Raw genomic sequence first — 16,538 nt, 5'->3', positions numbered from 1 at the left:
CCTGTTCTCGACAGTGATTCCCTCGGGCAGTTAAATCCCTGTGGCGCGCCTTGACTATTTGCTCGGCAATTTCGTCTCATGGCAATTGCTGGTGTCATCCGAGTGCCAATCGTGGTCGCATTTCCTGGTGAAGGGGAGGGCAATGCCTGCCGTCATGCTCGCTGCCATGTCCGTGCTCTTATTTGCCTTCGCGGCGATGACGCTGTGGTGGACCATGCACGCCTGGCGTACGCCCGAGACCCTGGCCGCCACGAGATTCGCCGCGCCGGACGGCACCCATGACCTCACGTTCTCCCTGTTGGTGCCGGCCCGCCACGAGGAGGAGGTCCTCGAGCACACGGTCGCGCGCCTGATGACCGCCACGCACACCGACCTGGAGATTCTGATCATCGTCGGGCACGACGACCCGGGCACGGCCGCCGTCGCGGAGAAGATCGCGGCGACGGACCCCGCGCGCATCCGCGTGATCACCGACACGAACGTGCCGAAGAACAAGCCCAAGGCCCTCAACACGGCGCTGCCGCACTGCCGCGGCGCCGTGGTCGGGGTGTTCGACGCGGAGGACCAGGTGCACCCTGACCTGCTCGCCCACGTCGACAGCGCGTTCCGGGCCACCGGCGCCGACGTCGTTCAGGGCGGCGTGCAGTTGATCAATTTCCACTCCAGCTGGTTCAGCCTGCACAACTGCCTGGAGTACTTCTTCTGGTTCCGAAGCCGGCTGCACCTGCACGCGCGCAAGGGGTTCATCCCGTTGGGCGGCAACACCGTCTTCGTCCGCACGGAGGTCCTGCGCGCGGCCGGTGGCTGGGACGGCACGTGCCTGGCCGAGGACTGCGACCTGGGCGTACGGCTGTCGTGCGTCGGCGCGAAGGTGGTCGTCGCGTACGAGTCGGCGATCGTGACCAAGGAGGAGACGCCCGACACGCTCATGAGCCTGCTCAAGCAGCGCACCCGCTGGAATCAGGGCTTCCTGCAGGTGCTGCGCAAGCGCGACTGGAAGCGGCTGCCGACCATGCGCCAGCGCATGCTCGCGCGTTATACATTGACCGGTCCGTTCGTGCAGGCGTTCTCCGCTGTCGCCATTCCGATCGGCCTCTACATCGGCCTCGTGATGGACGTGCCGGTGAATGTTGCGTTGCTCACATTTACGCCTGTCGTGCCCATGATCGCCACTCTGATGTTCCAGATAGTCGGGCTGCGCGACTTCGGGCAGCAATACGGGCTGCGTATCCGCGCCCTGCATTACGCCCGCCTGGTTCTGGGCGCATTCCCGTACGCGCTCGTGCTGTCGCTGGCCGCGGTGCGCGCGGTGTGGCGGGAATGGACCGGTAAGAACAACTGGGAACTGACCAAGCACGTCGGCGCGCATCTGCCGCAGGGCGGCGAGCCCGTTCTCGAGGGCGCCGCGGCATGACGACCCTCGCCGAGCCGCCCGCTGTCGAGGTCCCGCCGGAGGATCGGCCGCCGCTGCGCGATCGGGCCCGCCGGGTCGCGGTGCTCGTCACCGCGCCGCTGCGCCGGTGGCCGTCCCGCGACGCGGTGATCGTGGCCGCGCTGGTCGCCGTCGTCGGCTGCGTCTATCTGCCCAACATCGGCGGTTTCCCGGGCGCGAGCGACGACGAGGGCACCTACCTCGCGCAGGCGTGGGCCGTGCGGGAGGGCCTGGGCCTGGCGCACTACACGTACTGGTACGACCACCCGCCCGTGGGCTGGCTGCAGCTCGCGGCCCTCGCCTGGCTGCCGGCGGCCGTGGCCCCGGACGCGCTCGCGGTGGCGGCGGGCCGCTACGCGATGGTCCCGGTCGTCGCGATCATCCTCGCGCTCACGTACGTGCTGACCCGGCGCCTGGGCTTCGCCCGGCCGACGGCGGCCGCCGCGCTGCTGCTGCTCGGCCTGTCGCCGCTGACGGTCACCCTGTACCGGCAGCTGTTCCTCGACACCTTCGCGGTGGCGTGGCTGCTCGCGGCGCTCGTGCTGGCGCTGTCGCCGCGCAAGCACCTGTGGCATCACGTGGCGGCGGGCGCGGCCGCGGCCGTGGCGGTGCTGTCCAAGGAGACGATGCTGGTCGCCGTGCCGGCGGTCGCGGTGGCGCTGTGGCAGGGCACGCTGCGGGGCCTTCGGGGGTACTCCCTGGTCGGTGCCACCGCGGGCCTCGCGCTGGTCGGGGTGTTCTTCCCGCTGTACGCCCTGCTCAAGGGCGAGCTGTTCCCCGGCCCGGACCACGTCTCCCTCATCGGGGCGTGGCAGTTCCAACTGCAGAACCGCACCGGCTCGGGCAGCGTGTTCGAGGCCGGCTCATCGGCCAACAAGCTGGTGCAGTCGTGGCTGTTCTACGACTGGGTGCTGCCGGTGGCCGGCGCGATCGCCGTCGTCGCGGGACTGTTCGTCCGCCGGCTGCGCGCGCCGGCGCTGGCGGCCGTGCTGCTCGCGGTGATGGTGGTGCGCCCCGGCGGTTACCTGCCCGCCATGTACGTCATCGGGCTGCTGCCGTTCTTCGCGATCGCGACCGTCGGGCTCGTGGAGATCGCGGCGCGCCGGCTGCTGGCCGTCGATCCGCTCCGCCACGGGCGGCGGTACCGGGCCAGCGTGGCGCTGCTCGTGGCGTCGACGGTCGCCGCGGTCGTGCTCGTCGTGCCGGTCTGGACGACCGGCCTCGGCCGGGCCGTCACCCGCGCGGACAACTCCGGGTACGAGGCGACCGCGGTCTGGCTGCGCGCGCACGCCCCCGTCGAGCCGCATGCCCGCGTCGTGCTCGACGACGTGCTGTGGCTCGACGCGGTCAACGCCGGGTTCGAGCGCGAGCGCGTCATCTGGTTCTACAAGCTCGACCTCGACACCGCGGTCACGGCGACCCTGCCACGCGGCTGGCGCAGCGTCGACTACGTCATCTCGTCCCCGGCCATGCGGGCCGACCCGAACATCCTGCCCAACGTCGCTGCCGTGCTGACCCATTCGCACGTCGTGGTCACCTTCGGCACCGGCGACGACCGCATCGAGATCCGACGAGTCGACCAGGAGGCGCAATGACCACAGTGGCGCAGCGCGAAGGGGTGACCCGGGCGGTGGGCGCGCCGGCCGCCGGTGTCCATCCGCCGCACATCTCCGTCGTCGTGCCCACGTACAACGAGCGGGACAACGTCGAGGAGTTACTCGGCCGGCTCGTCGCGGCCGTCCCGGTCGACACCGAGCTGATCTTCGTGGACGACAGCTCCGACGACACCGTGGACGCGATCCGGGCGGCCGCCGAGAAGCTGGACGTCACCGTGACCGTCCACCACCGGGCCGAGGCCACCGGCGGTCTGGGCGGCGCCGTGGTCGAGGGCCTGCGCCGGGCGCAGGGCACCTGGGTCGTGGTGATGGACGCCGACCTGCAACACCCGCCGGACCTGGTGCCGCAGCTCGTGGCGGCCGGCGACGAGGCCGACGCCGACCTTGTCGTGGCGAGTCGCTACGTCGACGGGGGCACCCGCGACGGCCTGGCCAACGCCTACCGGCGCTATGTCTCGCAGGGGTCCACCCGGTTGGCCAAGGCGATGTTCGGACGCACGCTGGCCGGGGTCAGCGACCCGATGAGCGGCTTCTTCGCGGTACGGGCGACGGCGCTCGACCCGGCCGCGCTGCGCCCGCTCGGCTACAAGATCCTGCTCGAACTGATGGTCCGCGCGAAGCCGCGCAAGGTCGTCGAGGTGCCGTTCAGCTTCGGTACCCGGTTCGCGGGGGAGTCGAAGTCCAGCCTGTCGGAGGGCCTGCGGTTCCTGCGGCACCTGGCCACGCTCCGCGTGGGCGACAGCCAGCTGCGCATGCTCGGGTACGCCGCCGTCGGCGTGTCCGGGGTGCTGCCCAACCTGGTGGCGCTCCAGCTGCTCACCGCCGTCTTCGGGGTGCACTACCTGACCGCGGCCGTCATCGCGAACCAGGTGGCGATCGGCTGGAACTTCGTCCTGACCGACAGATTGATCTTCCGGAGCCGCAGGCGGCGCAGCCTGTGGAGCCGGATGGGCCAGTTCGCCGTGCTCGGCAACGTCGACCTGGTGGCCCGCATCCCCCTGCTGGCGCTGCTCGTCGGCGATCTCGGCCTGGGCTACCTGAGCGGCACGGCCATCACGCTGGCCGTCATGTTCCTGGTCCGGTTCCTGATCCTCGACCGGCTCGTCTACGTCCGTACCTCGAAGCCTTCACCCTCGGTGTGGGAGACGCCATGACCTCAGGCCCGACACGACGCTGGGAACGCGCGACGCGGCGCATCCTGGTCCTCACGCTGCTCATCACGGCCGCGATGCCGTCGTCGGCGGCCTTCGCCGACGCGAATCTGCTCGTCAACGGGGACCTGGAAGTTGTCGACGACGGGTTCCCCGTCTGTTGGGAGAAGTCGGGCTGGGGCACCAACGACGTGACGTGGGCGCTCACCACGAACGCGCACTCCGGCGGCAACGCCATGTCGATCACCGTCGCCAACCGGGTCGACGGCGACCGCAAGGCGATGATGCTCGAGTCGCCGTCGTGCGCGCCCAACGTCACGCCGGGCCACCAGTACGACCTGTCGGTCTGGTACCAGACGACCACGCCGGACACCGTCATGACGATGTTCCGCCACGACGTCGCCAACGGCTGGCAGTACTGGACGGACCTGGCGTCGCTGGAGGTGGCCGGCAGCTACACGAAGAAGACCGTGCGCACCCCGCCGGTGCCGCCGGGCACCGACCAGATCACCTGGGGCGTCACCATCTACGGCGCCGGCACGCTGCTCACGGACGACTACGCCATGGTCGACGCGACCCAGCCGACGCCGGGCACGCAGTGCAGCGCCGGTGACGCGTGCACGAAGGGCGTGTGGCAGGTCATGCCGTTCGACGCGCCGGCCCGCGCGATGCACGCCGTCGTACTGCACAACGGCAACGTCCTGCTCATCGCCGGCTCGGGCAACGACACCGACCTGTTCGCGGCGGGGACCTTCAAAACCGCCCTCTATCAGCCGTACTCCGGGACGTTCGTGGAGGTCCCGACGCCGGCCGACCTGTTCTGCGCCGGGCACGTGCAGCTCAGCGACGGCAAGGTGCTCGTCATGGGCGGCAACAAGGACTACCCGAGCGTCGACGGGACGGTGGGCTACAAGGGGCTCAGGGACTCCTACGTCTACGACCCGGCCACCAACTCCTACACGCGCGTCAACGATATGAACGCGGGGCACTGGTACCCGTCGGCGACCATCCTCGGCAACGGCGACGTGCTGTCGCTGGGCGGCCTGGGGGAGGACTCGTCGGGCACGGTCGCCACCGAGTACTACAAGGCGTCGGAGAACCGCTGGCTCGCGCTGTGGGAGGCGAACCAGACCTGGCGCTTCTGGGGCCTGTACCCGTCGATGATCCTCATGCAGGACGGGCGGCTGTTCTACTCCGGCAGTCACGTGTTCGGCAACGGCCTGCCCGGCACCGGCGCGTCGATCTACGACTACGCCACCGGCTCGGTCACCGACGTGCCCGGCCTGCAGAGCAAGGACGAGCGCGACCAGTCGGCCAGCCTGCTCCTGCCGCCCGCCCAGGACCAGCGGGTCATGACGCTCGGCGGCGGCAACATCGAGACCAACCCGGACGCCAACCGGTACACCGACATCATCGACCTCAAGCAGGTCGACCCGACCTACGTGGCCGGGCCGCTGCTGCCGCAGGGCACGATGACCGGCGGCGTGCCGCAGACCGGCGCGCAGGGCAAGATGTACGTCAGCGCGGTCATCCTGCCCGACGGGAAGGTCTTCGAGACCGGCGGCGGCCTGCACAACCGCGCCGATCCCGTGTATGAGGCGTCCATGTTCGACCCGGCGACGAACACGTTCACGCCGGGCATGGCGACCGACCCGATGCCGCGCACCTACCACTCGTCGGCGTTCCTGCTGCCCGACGGCCGGGTGATGGCGTTCGGCGACAACCCGGGCAACGGCACGTTCGCCACGCACGTGTCGATCTACTCGCCGCCGTACCTGTTCCAGGGCGGCCGGCCGCAGATCCGCACCCTGTCGAGCGCGTCCTGGGCGTACGGCTCGACCCAGACGATCACGGTGAGCGCGCCGGTGACCCGGGCCATGCTGATCCGCCCGGCCGCGGTGACCCACTCGTCGGACCCGAACCAGCGCTCCATCGAGCTGCCGATGAGCGTGAGCGGGTCGACCGTGGGGCTCAACGTGACCAGCAACCCCAACCTGGCGCCGCCGGGCTGGTACATGCTCTTCGTCCTCGGCGCCAACGGCGTCCCCTCGGTCGCTAAGTGGGTGAACCTCTCATGAGGGAACGACTGCTCTCCCTGGGCTCCGCGCTGCTGGGGCTGACCGCCGTGGTCCTGGTGATCCTCCTGATGGGGGCGTCGGGCAGCACCCGCGGCGCGGGTGCCGCCGCCGACGCGATGGTGCCCGTGGCGGCGCGTCCGTCCGGTGCTCCGGCCGGGATGACCGGCGTGGCGCCGCCGTCGCGCCCGGGCGGCACGCCCGTGCGCACCACGCCACCCGTGCGCACGGGATCGCCCCCGCAGAGCCGGGGCCCCAAGCCGTTCGTGCAGGGTTTCGCGACGGGTACCCGCAAGCCGAGGGCGCCGGTCGCGTCGCCCACGGCGAAGCTGACGCTGCCGGTGGGCCAGGACGGCTGCGACCACAACTACGCCGGCCCGAACGCCTGCGTGCCGTTGACGTTCCCGCGGGGGGTCAGGGACACGTGCGCCTGGCTCCGCGAGCACGGCTACCCACCGCTGAAGGTGGTCGGCCGCGACACCCACCGGCTGGACCGCGACGCCGACGGCCTGGCCTGCTGAGCCGAACCGGGGTGGAGCGGCGTCGCCGTCCCCACCCCGGTTCGGGTCGGCCGGGCTTACCGGCCGGTCCCGCAGATGCCAAGCGCAGGTCACCGGCTTGTGTGGGGGTCTTGATCCCGTATTTCGGACTGCCTTACGCTGCTCGGCGCAGTGGCGAAGGACTCCCCACAACGGAAAGGCGCACCTGCATGAAGTCAATCCGCCGTACCGCCGCCGTGCTGGCCATGGCCGTGGTCACCGTGCTGGGGCTCGCCGCCCCGGCACAGGCGATCACGGGTGGTGAGCCCGACGGCAACCGTCACCCGAACGTCGGAATCATCCTGTTCTACGACCCCGACGGCCGGTTCCGCTGCTCGGCCACCCTGATCACACCGACGGTGCTGATCACGGCCGCGCACTGCACCTCGGGCACCGTCGGCAAGACGCTGGTCTCGTTCGACCCGGTCATCGCCGAGCAGCCCCCGTCCCCCTTCCCGGTGGCGGCGGACCCGGCCGCCGGGTACACGGCCGCCGAGCTCGCGGCCGCCGGCTACCTCTCCGGCACCGCGCTCACCCACCCCGAGTACTCGAACTTCACCGACCTGCGCAACTGGAACGATGTCGGGGTCGTGGTTCTCGACTCGCCCGTCACGGGCATCGCCCCGGCGACGCTCGCTCCGGTCGGCTACCTCGACCAGTACCAGCAGCCGGCCCTGTCGAAGACGCTGTTCGACCTGGTCGGCTACGGCACGGAGGTCCGCAAGCCGGACGCCGGGCCGCAGAAGCCGCAGCCGATGAGCTACCCCCTGATCCGCCGGTACACCACCGGGCCGGGTCAGAAGCTCACCGAGCAGATCCTGCAGCTCAACGGCAACCCCAACGACGTCCGCGGCGGCGGCGGGACCTGCTTCGGCGACTCGGGCGGCCCGGTGTTCCTGAACGGCTACCTGGTGGCCGTGACGAGCTACGGGTACACCGACAACTGCCGCTACCTCGGCGGCTACCAGCGCGTCGACATCCCCGTCGTGCGCGTCTGGGTCAACGACGTCCTGTCCTGACCCCCGCTGGACAAGGCCCATCGGTCGCGCAAGCGACCGATGGGCCTTCGGGATGGCATGATGACCCGGGCGGCCGAGGGCGGGAAGGGCGTGGTGCGATGACCGTCTTCACGGCGAGCACCTCCGGCGGCCCCGACGCGGTGGTGGTGTCCCTCACCGGCGAGTGCGACCTCGCGGCCCGCGAGGAGCTCGCGGCCACGCTCCGCAAGGCGCTCGGCGTCGGGCGTACGGTCACGGTCGACGCGAGCGGCTTGACATTTCTGGACTCCAGCGGCATCCATGAGCTGGTCAGCGCCCACCATCTCGCGGTACGGGCGGGTAAGGCGCTCCACCTGACGGGCGCGACCGGCGTGGTCGCCGAAGTGCTCGACATGACCGGCGTGTCCCGGCTGCTCAGCGCGGGAGGGCCGGCATGAGCCCGGCCGCCGACTCCATGTTCTACGCCGCCGCGGCCGACCTTGTCGCCGTGCGCGCGTTCGTCCGCGCGCGGGGACTCGCGCTGGGCCTGGCGACCGGCCGCGCCGACCTGCTCACCCTGGCCGTCAGCGAGCTGGCCACGAACACGCTCATGCACACCGCCGGCGGCGGGCACGTGCGGGTCTGGTTCGACGGCGGCCAGGTCGTGTGCGACGTGGTCGACGGCGGACCTGACCGGTCGGTTGCGGGCGCGATGCCCGCGGCGAGCGCCGAGGGCGGCCGTGGGCTCGCCATCGTGGGCCTCATCTGCGACGACGTCACCACCCACCCGGTGATCGGCGGGACGCTGGTGCGGCTGCGGTTCAGCCCTTGACGGGTTGCATAGGATGCGCGCACAGGCTTACGGGGAGGGCACTGTGGACGGTTGTCGCGTGCGCTGGGTGGGCGTACTTCTCGTAGGAGCGTTCGCTTTCGCGGTGAGCGGATGTGGGTCAGACGGCGAGCCGGCGGCCGTCTGGAGCCCGGCGACCGGCGCCACGGCCTCGCCGCCGGTCGCGCCCAGCTCGGCGCCACCGGGGCCGGACGCCTCCTTCACCCTGGCCAAGCTCGGTGAGCAGACGCTGCCGATCCTGAACTGGGGCGAGGACTGTCCGACGAAGACGCTGCGGTTCCGCGGAGGTAGGGCGAGCACCGGCGGCTACCAGATCACCATCAGGCAGGCCATCGCCAGCGACGTCGATGGCGACGGGCGGCGCGAGACCGTGGCGCTGCTGCACTGCCAACGCAGGTCCGATTGCGCCGTCATCGCCCAGGTGGCCGTGGTCGACCGGGACGCCGCCGGCAAGGTCTTCATGTCGCTGCAGGTCGTCGCGATGCAACGACAGATCCAGTCGATCGAGCGGATCCGGGTGCCGCGCGCCGGGGTGGTCGAGGCGCGCGTCGCGGAGTACAGCGGGTGCGAGCTGCCCGGGGTGCAGGTCCACCACTGGCGCGCGTACCGGTACGTCACGTCGACCACGCCGTACATGGCGTTCGCCCCGTCGGGGCCCACGCAGTTCCCGCCCAACCCGCTCGTCGTCGACCTCGCCGCGGCGCTGACGGCCGGCAAGGCCGGCGCCCTCAAGGTGACCATCAGCAACAAGAGCACCGTCGCCGCGACCCGCGTGTGGGTGTTCATCTGGGTCCGGAACGCGCGCACCATCTCCGCCGGCTCAGGGCTGCACTCCTGCACCGGTGGCACCTCCACCACGAACCCCGCCGACTACCTGCTGTGGTGCCGCACGGCCGACGTCAAGGCCGGCGGGACGATCACGGTGTCGGCGAAGGCAAGCCTGCGCTCCGGCGACGGCGACCCGGTCGTCTCGGTGAACCGCTACCCGCCCGGCCTGGCGCCGTGGGCCAAGGGCGCGCGGTCGTACCCGGACCCGGTGTCGGGCAACAACGGCAACCTTCCCGGCTTCGGCGGATGATCCCGCATGTCGGTGGACGCCGTTGCTCCATCCCGTGTCGGTGGGTGGCGATAGCGTGTCCGGCGTGACTTCGGATCTGCTTGACCTGCTGCCCGCGCCGTGGCGCGCGGCCATGACGCCCTTCCTCGACCAGGCCGCGGTGGCGCAGCTCGCCGCGTTCGTCGACAAGGAATACGCGAACGAGACCGTGTACCCCCCGCGTGACGACCTGTTCGCCGCGTTCCGGCTGTGCCCGCCGGAGGCGACCCGGGTGCTGATCCTCGGCCAGGACCCCTACCACAAGGCCGGCCAGGCGCACGGGCTCAGCTTCAGCGTCCGCCAGGGCGTGTCCGTGCCGCCGTCGCTGCGCAACGTCTACAAGGAACTGCGCGACGACCTCGGCGTCACCCCGCCCAAGCACGGCGACCTCACCGCCTGGGCGCAAGCCGGCGTCCTGCTGCTCAACTCCGTGCTGACCGTCCGCGAGGCCAGGCCCGGCTCGCACGCCGGCAAGGGCTGGGAGGAGTTCACCGACGCGGCCATCCGCGCGCTCAACGCCCGGGCGGAGCGGGTCGTGTTCCTGCTCTGGGGCGGCTACGCGCGCAAGAAGGCCCAGCTGGTCACCGGGCCGCAGCACGTGGTGCTGGAGGCCGGGCACCCGAGCCCGATGAACCCGAAGGGCTTCCTCGGCAGCCGGCCGTTCAGCGCGGCCAACGCGGCCCTGACCGAGGCGGGCCAGCCGCCGATCGCCTGGGGCTGAGGGGCGCCTACGGCTGACGGGCGTGGGCCCGCGGTCACCGCCCTGCCCGGGGCGATCCGCCGGGGTCGACCGGACCCGGGCTCACGGGGATGACACGGGTGCGGCGGCGCCAGGCGGTGACGGCCGCGACCGTGAGCAGCAGGCTGAACGCCATCGGCAGCAACGTGACGGGGTTGAACGGGTCATCGCTGACCACCGCCGCGCCCAGCAGCGCATAGCTGACGCCGGCCGGCGGGGCGGCGATGACCGTCCCCAGCAGGTAGTGCCGCCACGGCACGCCCGTGGCGCCGTACAGGTAGCCGGCCAGCCCGAACGGGCCGATGGGCAGGGCGCGGATCGCGGCGATGCCGAGCGTGCGCTGCCCCGAGACGAAGCGGTCCAGGCGCCGGAGCCGGCCGCCGGCGTGCCGCACGAAGAACTCGCGCCCCAACGCCCGGCCGGCCGCGGCCGTGACCACGGCCGCGACCAGGGCCGCGACGACCGCGACGAGGGGACCGGCGACCGGGCCGAGCAGCGCGCCGCACGCCATCGAGATCGGCGTGCGCGGCACCATGCCGGCCAGGAGCACCACGACGAGCAACCCGACGCCGACCCAGCCGACCGCGCCCAGGCCGGCGACCGCCTCGGCCGCCTCGCGTACCGGCACGAACGCCGACACCACGGCCAGGGCCGCGACGCCGCCGACGAGTCCGGCGGCGCGCAACGCCACCGCCCGCCTGCCGCGCGGCCGGCCGTCCGCCGACTCCGTCCCGCGCGCCCGCGAGGTGGCCTGAGACGTCATCCGGTCCGGACGGCGCCGAGGCGCTCGCTGCGCAGGCGGCCCGGCCACGTGTCGTCGACCGGGGTCAGTTGCGCGCCGGTGGCCCAACCCAACACGAGGTCGGCCAGGGCGGGGTTGCGGGCCAGCGCGGGGCCGTGCATGTACGTGCCGACGATCTTGTCGCGCCAGGCGCCCTCGGTCGTGCCGTCGTTGCCGATGCCGGCGCTGACCCGCGCGAGCGGGCGCACGCCGGGGCCGAGGTGGGTGCGCCCGCCGTGGTTCTCGAAGCCCGTGATGGTGGGCAGGCCCAGGGCCGGGTCGGGCTCGCCGACCAGCTCGCCGACGGCCCGGCTCGGCCCCCGGTCGGAGTCGAGGTCGAGCAGTTCCAGGCCGGGGTACTTGGCGCCCTTGGCGAAGAAGGACCGGCCGAGCAGCTGGTAGCCGGCGCAGATGGCGAGCACCGCCGCACCCCGGTCGATGGCGCGGTGCAGACCGCCGTCGGCGGCCAGCCGCTGCGCGGCCAGCGCCTGCGGGCCGTCCTCGCCGCCGCCGAGCAGGTAGATGTCGCCGTCGGCGGGAACCGCCTGGTCGGAGCGGACCTCGATCGCCTCGACGGCCAGGCCGCGCACCTGCGCGCGGCGCACCAGGATCAGCAGGTTGCCCCGGTCGCCGTAGGTCGACAGCAGGTCGGGGTAGAGCCACACGATCCGCAGCGCGGACGACGACCCGCCGTCCAGGTGGGAGGCGGCCGCGACATCGGCGGCCGCCTCGTCGACGATCGCCACGTAGGTGTCCGTGTCGTCCGGGCGTGCGTGGGCGGGCCGGTAGCCCGGGGTGCCGTAGGGACTCGTCGCGTGGCTTCCGGAGGGGTGGCTCTCGCCGGAGGTGGATCCGCGACCGATCGGCTCAGTTGACACGGTCAAGCTCCGCTCGGATGTCCTGGAAGGCGGTGTAGTTGGAGATCACCTCAAGCCGGCCGGGCGGCACGGCGTTCAGCGCCCGGTCGAACGAGGTGACGTGCTCGAACGGGATGGCGTTGACCTCCAGCCGCACGGCCAGGTCCATCGCCCGGTCGCCGGTGATGAGCACCCGGCGGCCACGCAGCGGGGAGAAGTCGACGTCGTAGAGCCAGGAGGTGTCCAGGCCGTCGGGGTCGCGCGCGTTGATGGACAGCAGGGTCGGCGCGTCCTCGGCCATGTCGAACGCCTCCAGCCAGCCGGCCGGGTTCTTGGCGAGCAGCAGCCGGATGGTGCGGCCGTCGCGCTCCACGGTGGCGTACCGCCCGGCGATCGAGGCGACCGACGACAGCCGGGGCAGCGCGTCCGTCACCCGTACGCCGAACTGGGTCGCGACCGCCAGCGCGGTGGCCGCGTTGGCGACGTTGACCCGCCCGGGCAGCTGCAACGACACCGGGTGCGCGACGCCGGCCGGGTCGATCACGGCGCCGTCCGCGACCGACCAGGTCGGCGCCGGCCGGCGCAGGTCGCCGGCCACGCACCACCAGTCGTCGCCGTCGCGCTCGATGTGCGCCCCGCACTCCGGGCACACCCACGAGTCGTCGTGCCAGCGCTGCCCGGACGCCACCCACGTCACCGACGCGGCGTCGCGGGCGGCCCAGGTGACCATCGGGTCGTCGGCGTTGGCGACGATGTGCGTGTCCACGCCGCGCAGCGCGTCGCGCCACAGCGCCGCCATCATCGCGACCTCCTTGGCCCGGTCGAGCTGGTCGCGGCTCAGGTTGAGCAGCGCGATCACCTTCGGGTTGGTGGCCTCCACGACCTGCCTGAGGTAGTGCTCGTCGACCTCCAGCACCGCGTACGTGGTGTGGCCCGCCTTCGCCAGCGCCGACGTGTGCCCGGTCGGCATGTTGGCGCCGAGGGAGTTGGTGGCGACGTCGCCGAGCACGCCCATGGCGGCGGCCGTGAGCCGCGTCGTGGTGGTCTTGCCGTTGGTGCCGGAGATCAGGGCGATCGCCCGTCCGGCCGCCAGGTGCGCCAGCAGGTCAGGGTCGATCTTGAGGCCGATCCAGCCGCCGATCACCGAGCCGTCGCCGCGGCCGGCCGCCCGTGACAAAGCGGCGGCGGTCTTCGACACCGACGTGGCCACCTTGGCGCGCAGTGGCAGCTTGTTGTCCGTCATCGTCTGTGGTCTCCCGGGACTCGCAGATGCGACGACCCTACCGGGCGGCCTCCAGTGCCGCCCGCACCGCCTCGGCCGGCGTCGTCACGACGACAGGCCCCGCGACGGGCTCCCCGGCCGGGTCCACGACCCGCCATCCGCCCAGGACGACCACGGGCCGCTCGCGCCGCATCGCGAGCGCGACCTCGGACAGCGTGCCCCACGACCCGCCCACCGCGATGACGGCGTCCGCCGAGAGCACGAGGATGACGTTGCGGGCCTGGCCCATCCCGGTCATCACCACGGCCGAGAAGTCCTCGTCAGGAGTACGCGTGACCGCGCGCCCGTCGTCCGGGCGCACGGCGACGACCAGGCCGCCGGCCGAGCGTGCGCCGCGGGCGGCCGCCGCCATGACGCCCGGCCCGCCGCCGCACAGGACGGTGGCACCCGCCCGGGCAAGCAGTTCGCCCACGTGACGGGCCTGCTCCGCCTCCGCGGAGGTGCACCGTGCCGGCCCGCAGACCGCCACCTGGATCGCCACGCCTGCTCCATCTCTCGACAAATCGGATACCTCTCGCGAGGCGCAGAACTTTTCTTGTGACCTGGGTCACCAGCGTTTGTCAGCCTAGCGTCACCGCGCCTTCGCGGAAGGTGAGAGCACTTCGGACAGCCCGGCGCAGGCGAGCCGTCTTCGCCAACGGTGATCACCAGACGTAGCTCTGCGGCCACCTCGGGTGATCGGGGATGTGGGTTAGAAAGGCACCCGACCCGGGTCCGCCCGGGCCGCGCGACACCCGGAGTCACGCCGAGTCCTGCCCGCCCGGTGGCGCGCCAACCCCCAACAACTGCACAGGGAACCGGGCAGGAGCGGGGGAACCAACTCTCGCGGACGTCGCCCCCGGCGTCCTTGGGGTGTAGCCGCTCACGCGGCCGGGCATCGCGGCCCCACGCCGCCCCCTTCGCGCCCGAACCCGACAGCTAACCCCGCAGGCGTGCCGAAGGGACTGTCTTCGTGCGCAACTCCACCACCCCGGGCATCCGTGTGCCCCGAAGGAGCCGTAGCCGGCTCGCCCTGCGGCTGGGCACCGTGGCCGCCGCCACCTGCGGCGTACTCGCCGGTGGTCTGGTCGCGGCCGGCGGCGCGCAGGCCGCGACCACCACGGTGACCACCGCGTCGGTCGCGTCCGTGTCGAGCGCGGCGGCCAAGCGCCAGCCCACGGGCGCGACGCTGCGGGCCAGCAGGACCACCGTCAACAAGGGCCAGGCCACGCGCCTGACCGGCATCGTGACCGTGGGCACGGACGGCAAGCGGCTGGCCGGCGCCACGGTCACGCTGCAGGCCCGCGTCGCCGGCGGGAAGTGGCACAACGTCGCGGTCCGCAAGCTGACCAGCAACGGTGTCTTCACCGTCCAGCCGGGCACGAGCCAGACCCGCCAGTTCAAGCTCTACGTGACCGCGTCGAAGAGCCGGCTGGCGTCCGTGTCCAATGTGGTCACCGTGACCGTGCGGCCGACGGCCCGGCAGAAGGTCGTGGCCGCCGCGCAGCGCGGCATCGGCAAGCCGTACGTGTTCGGCGCGAGCGGGCCGAACGCGTTCGACTGCTCCGGCCTCACCCTGTACGCCTACCGCGCGGCGGGCGTGCGGCTGCCGCACAGCGCCGACGCCCAGAAGCACTACGGCAAGGCCGTGTCGCGGGGCTCGGCGAAGCCCGGCGACCTGGTCGTCTTCTACAGCGGCGGGTACGTCTACCACGCCGCCATCTACGCCGGCAACGGCTACATCTACGAGGCCGCCCGGCCCGGCACCCGGGTGGGCAAGCACAAGCTCTGGAGCGGTTCCGTAGGGTTCCGCCGCCTCGTCGCGTAAGCCGCGGTTGACGACTCGTCACGCCCGCCCGAGGGATCGGGCGGGCGTTACGAGTTCGTGACGTGTTTATTACTTGACGAACGAAACTAATGCCGCCGATCCTGATCACCATGAACAGCGAGGTGACGGGCGCCGCGACGGTCGGCGACGCGACGGCGGCGAGCATCTTCGTCACCGTCCTGACGCGCGGCCCGATACCCCGCACGGAGATCGCCGCCCGGCTGGGCGTCTCCGCCGCCACCGTCTCCAAGGCCGTGCGGCCCCTGCTGGCGGCCGGTTACCTGACCGAATCCGGTGGCGAGTCCGAGGCCGCCACGCGCCCCGGCCGCCCGGTCGTCCCGCTGCGCGTCGTGGCCGAACGCGAGTACGTCATCGGCGTGAAGCTGGCCGCCGACCACCTGTCCGGCGTCGTGGTCGACCTGCTCGCGAACGTGCGCGCGGCGCGCGACGTCGCGCTCACCGACCACTCCGTCGCCGGTGTCATCAACGCCATCGGCGCCCTCGTCGACGACCTGCGCGCCGCGGCGGCCGTCCAGGGTGGCCAGGTCACCCGCCTCGGCGTCGGCCTCGGTGGCCATGTCGACGCGCGCGCCGGCGTCGTGCGCTACGCGCCGTTCCTGGCCGACGCGGCCGGCGACGAGTGGCGCGAGGTGCCCCTCCGCGAGCTGCTCGGCACCCGCTGCGGCCTGCCCGTCGTCATCGAGAACGACGTCAACTCCCTCACCGTGGCCGAGCAGTGGTTCGGCGCCGGGGTCGACGTGCCCTCCTTCGCCGTCGTCACCATCGGCGCGGGCATCGGCTGCGGCCTGGTCGTCGGCGGCGCGCTCGTGCACGGCGCGGTCGGCCTCGCCGGCGAACTCGGCCACGTGCCGATCACCGCCGACGGTCCTGAGTGTCCACGCTGCGGCAAGGCCGGCTGCGTGGAGTCGATCGCCGCGGAAGGGGCGATCCTGCACCGGGTCCGCGCCGCCACCGGGCGGCCGGACCTCGACATCACGGCCGCCGCCGTCCTGGCCCGCGAGGGCGACCGGGGCGCCGCGGCGGCGTTCGCCACCGCGGGCGACGCGCTCGGCCGGGCGCTGGCCATCGTGGCGAACCTGCTCAACCCGCACCGCATCGTGCTGTCCGGCGAGGGCCTCGCCGCCAGCGACCTGTTCGAGTCCGCCGCGCGGGCCTCGTTCGCGCGGCACGCCTTCGGGCAGGCCGCCGACTGCGACCTCGTGACCCGCCCGCTTCCGGACGCGATCTGGGCGCGGGGGGCGGCGGCCGTAGCGATAGCGCAGCTGTTCCGCGGCCCGTCAACTGGCATCCCCATGCGTTGACCAGCCGCACGCAC

16 protein-coding genes and 1 riboswitch are annotated in these 16,538 nt (G+C 72.3%); of the genes, 12 read left to right on the top strand and 4 right to left on the bottom strand.

The window, feature by feature from the left end; genetic code table 11:
* The first annotated feature begins 142 nt into the window (after positions 1 to 142).
* The 10 genes from ABD191_RS06720 to ung all read left to right on the top strand — a co-directional run bounded on the left by ABD191_RS06720 (position 143) and on the right by ung (position 10,457).
* Positions 143 to 1,414 (top strand): glycosyltransferase, encoded by a 1,272-nt coding sequence (locus ABD191_RS06720; RefSeq protein ID WP_344078012.1) that lies wholly within the window; start codon positions 143 to 145, stop codon positions 1,412 to 1,414.
* Positions 1,411 to 3,027 carry a glycosyltransferase family 39 protein gene (locus ABD191_RS06715; RefSeq protein ID WP_344078009.1) on the top strand — a complete coding sequence of 539 codons (1,617 nt, stop codon included), beginning with the start codon at positions 1,411 to 1,413 and terminating at the stop codon, positions 3,025 to 3,027. Before ABD191_RS06720 ends, ABD191_RS06715 begins: the two co-directional genes overlap by 4 nt.
* Positions 3,024 to 4,202 (top strand): glycosyltransferase, encoded by a 1,179-nt coding sequence (locus ABD191_RS06710; protein WP_344078007.1) that lies wholly within the window; start codon positions 3,024 to 3,026, stop codon positions 4,200 to 4,202. Before ABD191_RS06715 ends, ABD191_RS06710 begins: the two co-directional genes overlap by 4 nt.
* Positions 4,199 to 6,277: a galactose oxidase early set domain-containing protein gene (locus ABD191_RS06705; RefSeq protein ID WP_344078005.1), complete on the top strand. Its 2,079-nt coding sequence runs from the start codon at positions 4,199 to 4,201 to the stop codon at positions 6,275 to 6,277. The genes ABD191_RS06710 and ABD191_RS06705 overlap by 4 nt, the downstream gene beginning before the upstream one ends.
* Positions 6,274 to 6,795: a hypothetical protein gene (locus ABD191_RS06700; RefSeq protein WP_344078004.1), complete on the top strand. Its 522-nt coding sequence runs from the start codon at positions 6,274 to 6,276 to the stop codon at positions 6,793 to 6,795. Before ABD191_RS06705 ends, ABD191_RS06700 begins: the two co-directional genes overlap by 4 nt.
* 188 nt (positions 6,796 to 6,983) lie before the next feature.
* The gene (locus ABD191_RS06695) at positions 6,984 to 7,832 is read left to right on the top strand and encodes a S1 family peptidase (protein ID WP_344078003.1); all 849 of its coding nucleotides are present in this window, start codon (positions 6,984 to 6,986) and stop codon (positions 7,830 to 7,832) included.
* 98 nt (positions 7,833 to 7,930) lie between these two features.
* A complete protein-coding gene (locus ABD191_RS06690; protein ID WP_344078001.1) occupies positions 7,931 to 8,248 on the top strand; it encodes an STAS domain-containing protein in 318 nt (105 codons plus the stop codon).
* On the top strand, positions 8,245 to 8,622 hold the full coding sequence (locus ABD191_RS06685; protein ID WP_344077999.1) for an ATP-binding protein: 378 nt from the start codon (positions 8,245 to 8,247) through the stop codon (positions 8,620 to 8,622). Before ABD191_RS06690 ends, ABD191_RS06685 begins: the two co-directional genes overlap by 4 nt.
* A 103-nt stretch (positions 8,623 to 8,725) precedes the next feature.
* Positions 8,726 to 9,718 (top strand): hypothetical protein, encoded by a 993-nt coding sequence (locus tag ABD191_RS06680; protein ID WP_344077997.1) that lies wholly within the window; start codon positions 8,726 to 8,728, stop codon positions 9,716 to 9,718.
* 64 nt (positions 9,719 to 9,782) lie between these two features.
* Positions 9,783 to 10,457 (top strand): uracil-DNA glycosylase, encoded by a 675-nt coding sequence (gene ung / locus ABD191_RS06675; protein WP_344077995.1) that lies wholly within the window; start codon positions 9,783 to 9,785, stop codon positions 10,455 to 10,457.
* Positions 10,458 to 10,491: 34 nt separating this feature from the next.
* Here the strand turns inward: ung and ABD191_RS06670 are convergent, their stop codons facing one another.
* The 4 genes from ABD191_RS06670 to ABD191_RS06655 all read right to left on the bottom strand — a co-directional run bounded on the left by ABD191_RS06670 (position 10,492) and on the right by ABD191_RS06655 (position 13,876).
* Complete coding sequence (locus ABD191_RS06670) at positions 10,492 to 11,238, bottom strand: TVP38/TMEM64 family protein (RefSeq protein WP_344077993.1); 747 nt, start codon at positions 11,236 to 11,238, stop codon at positions 10,492 to 10,494.
* The gene (locus ABD191_RS06665; RefSeq protein WP_344078391.1) at positions 11,235 to 11,954 is read right to left on the bottom strand and encodes a type 1 glutamine amidotransferase; all 720 of its coding nucleotides are present in this window, start codon (positions 11,952 to 11,954) and stop codon (positions 11,235 to 11,237) included. Before ABD191_RS06665 ends, ABD191_RS06670 begins: the two co-directional genes overlap by 4 nt.
* A gap of 169 nt (positions 11,955 to 12,123) precedes the next feature.
* Positions 12,124 to 13,356, bottom strand: a complete 1,233-nt coding sequence (locus ABD191_RS06660; RefSeq protein WP_344077991.1) for a MurT ligase domain-containing protein — start codon at positions 13,354 to 13,356, stop codon at positions 12,124 to 12,126.
* A 37-nt stretch (positions 13,357 to 13,393) separates the two neighbouring features.
* A complete protein-coding gene (locus ABD191_RS06655) occupies positions 13,394 to 13,876 on the bottom strand; it encodes a TIGR00725 family protein (RefSeq protein WP_344077989.1) in 483 nt (160 codons plus the stop codon).
* Between the two features lie 297 nt (positions 13,877 to 14,173).
* Positions 14,174 to 14,343, top strand: a riboswitch (cyclic di-AMP (ydaO/yuaA leader).
* Positions 14,344 to 14,347: 4 nt separating this feature from the next.
* On the opposite strand from ABD191_RS06655, the gene ABD191_RS06650 reads away from it, so the two are divergent.
* Positions 14,348 to 15,202: a C40 family peptidase gene (locus ABD191_RS06650; protein WP_344077987.1), complete on the top strand. Its 855-nt coding sequence runs from the start codon at positions 14,348 to 14,350 to the stop codon at positions 15,200 to 15,202.
* Positions 15,203 to 15,312: 110 nt separating this feature from the next.
* Positions 15,313 to 16,524: an ROK family protein gene (locus ABD191_RS06645; RefSeq protein ID WP_344077985.1), complete on the top strand. Its 1,212-nt coding sequence runs from the start codon at positions 15,313 to 15,315 to the stop codon at positions 16,522 to 16,524.
* Positions 16,525 to 16,538 lie beyond the last annotated feature (14 nt).

This window comes from Luedemannella helvata (assembly GCF_039528415.1).
GTDB lineage: Bacteria > Actinomycetota > Actinomycetes > Mycobacteriales > Micromonosporaceae > Luedemannella > Luedemannella helvata.
Note: the sequence above shows the minus strand (reverse complement) of the source record. Positions and strands in the feature narration are given on the sequence as shown.

Excerpts from the sequence above, each read along its gene's own strand:
- ABD191_RS06720 (WP_344078012.1), top strand. The coding sequence starts at position 143 with ATGCCTGCCGTCATGCTCGCTGCCATGTCCGTGCTCTTATTTGCCTTC.
- ABD191_RS06715 (WP_344078009.1), top strand. The coding sequence starts at position 1,411 with ATGACGACCCTCGCCGAGCCGCCCGCTGTCGAGGTCCCGCCGGAGGAT.
- ABD191_RS06710 (WP_344078007.1), top strand. The coding sequence starts at position 3,024 with ATGACCACAGTGGCGCAGCGCGAAGGGGTGACCCGGGCGGTGGGCGCG.
- ABD191_RS06705 (WP_344078005.1), top strand. The coding sequence starts at position 4,199 with ATGACCTCAGGCCCGACACGACGCTGGGAACGCGCGACGCGGCGCATC.
- ABD191_RS06700 (WP_344078004.1), top strand. The coding sequence starts at position 6,274 with ATGAGGGAACGACTGCTCTCCCTGGGCTCCGCGCTGCTGGGGCTGACC.
- ABD191_RS06695 (WP_344078003.1), top strand. The coding sequence starts at position 6,984 with ATGAAGTCAATCCGCCGTACCGCCGCCGTGCTGGCCATGGCCGTGGTC.
- ABD191_RS06690 (WP_344078001.1), top strand. The coding sequence starts at position 7,931 with ATGACCGTCTTCACGGCGAGCACCTCCGGCGGCCCCGACGCGGTGGTG.
- ABD191_RS06685 (WP_344077999.1), top strand. The coding sequence starts at position 8,245 with ATGAGCCCGGCCGCCGACTCCATGTTCTACGCCGCCGCGGCCGACCTT.
- ABD191_RS06670 (WP_344077993.1), bottom strand. The coding sequence starts at position 11,238 with ATGACGTCTCAGGCCACCTCGCGGGCGCGCGGGACGGAGTCGGCGGAC.
- ABD191_RS06660 (WP_344077991.1), bottom strand. The coding sequence starts at position 13,356 with ATGACGGACAACAAGCTGCCACTGCGCGCCAAGGTGGCCACGTCGGTG.
- ABD191_RS06645 (WP_344077985.1), top strand. The coding sequence starts at position 15,313 with ATGAACAGCGAGGTGACGGGCGCCGCGACGGTCGGCGACGCGACGGCG.